This window comes from Frankia sp. AiPs1, assembly GCF_023716945.1.
Taxonomy (GTDB): Bacteria; Actinomycetota; Actinomycetes; order Frankiales; family Frankiaceae; genus Frankia.
The window spans coordinates 1-1,598 of the sequence record NZ_JAMQQF010000890.1 but is presented as its reverse complement, the minus strand read 5'-3'; the positions used below and the strand labels follow the sequence as shown (position 1 = coordinate 1,598).

The following is a 1,598-nucleotide window of genomic DNA, read 5'->3' as shown; positions in this document are numbered from 1 at the left end:
CGCGGTCCCCCCGGCGTCCGAGGCCCGCACCCGCACCCGCGGCGCTGCGGGCGGCCTCGATCCGGCCGCCGCTGATGCCGCAGAGCCGGCTCCGCGGCGCCCGGTCGACCCGGGTGTGCGTCCGTCCAACGGTGCCCGCCCGCCGCGTGCGAAGCGGCCAACCAGCCGTCCACGGTCCGCCGATCCCACGGCCGACGCCCCCGCCGCTGCCCGCGACGGCACCGTCCGCGACGGCACCGTGCGTGACGGAACTGGCCGTGACGGAACTGGCCGTGATGGAACTGGTCGTGATGGCACCGGCCGCGGTGGCGGCGACCGGGCCAGCTCGGGACCGGGTGCTACCGCGAGGTCGGGCCCGCGCAGCGACGTGAACGGCGAGTCCGCAGGCGGCCCCGAGCATGGCACCGCGGCGAGCGTCCGGGCCGCGCCCGGCCGCGGCAAGCGATCGAGTCGGGTGGCGGGCACCGGGCGGATGGGTATCGCGGGCGCGGGGCGCGACACCAAGGCCGTCGGGTTCGGGGCCGCCGGGTTGGGGACCGCTGGGCGGGAGGCCGCCGGGTTCGAGGGCGTCGGGTTCGGGGCGGCCGGGCCCGAGAGCGTCGGGTTCGGGGCGGCCGGGCGCGAGGGGGCCGGGTCCGAGGGCGCCGGGTTCGCCGAGGCCGGCGACCTGGAGACCGCCCTGGCCGGCGTGCTGGCCTTCCTGCGCCGACGCATCACCGGCGACTACGTCATCGACGAGCACGGGTTCGATCCCGACCTCACCGAGCATGTGATCGCGCCGCTGCTGCGCCCCGTCTACCGCGACTACTTCCGGGTTGAGACGCGTGGGCTGGAAAACGTTCCCGACGTCGGCGGCGCGCTGGTGGTGGCCAACCACTCCGGCACCCTGCCGATGGACGCGCTGATGATGGCGATGGCGCTCCTCGACCACCATCCGGCCCACCGCAACCTGCGGATGCTCGCGGCGGATCTGGTGTTCGCCGTGCCGTTCCTGGCGCCGTTGGCCCGCAAGATCGGCAACACGCTGGCCTGCCAGGCGGACGCGGAGCGCCTGCTGACCGCGGGGCAGCTGGTCGGAGTCTGGCCGGAGGGCTTCAAGGGCGTGGGCAAGCCGTTCAGCGAGCGCTACACGCTGCAGCGTTTCGGCCGGGGTGGCTTCGTCTCCGCCGCGCTGCGGACCGGGGTACCGATCATCCCGTGCACCGTCGTCGGCGCCGAGGAGATCTACCCGATGATCGGCAACGCGAAATCGCTCGCCCGCCTGCTCGGCCTGCCCTACCTGCCGATCACGCCCACCTTCCCCTGGCTGGGTCTGCTGGGCCTGATCCCGCTGCCGTCAAAGTGGATCATCGAGTTCGGGGAGCCGGTGCCCACCGATTCCTACCCGGCGGAGGCGGCCGACGATCCGATGCTCGTCTTCGAGCTCACCGATCGCATCCGCGAGACCATCCAGCACACGTTGTACAGCCTGCTGATGCAGCGCCGGTCGGTGTTCTTCTGAGCCGGGCGTCGGGGGGGGGGGGGCCCCCCCCCCCGCCCCCCCCGCCGGCGCAGAACCTCGCCACCCCCCGGCGCCCCCCCCAACCCGTTTGTTAATA

General features: G+C 74.3%; 1 protein-coding gene. It reads left to right on the top strand.

Going from position 1 to position 1,598, the window contains the following annotated elements:
- Positions 1-367 precede the first annotated feature (367 nt).
- On the top strand, positions 368-1,501 hold the full coding sequence (locus ND748_RS31625; RefSeq protein ID WP_251749954.1) for a lysophospholipid acyltransferase family protein: 1,134 nt from the start codon (positions 368-370) through the stop codon (positions 1,499-1,501).
- Positions 1,502-1,598 lie beyond the last annotated feature (97 nt).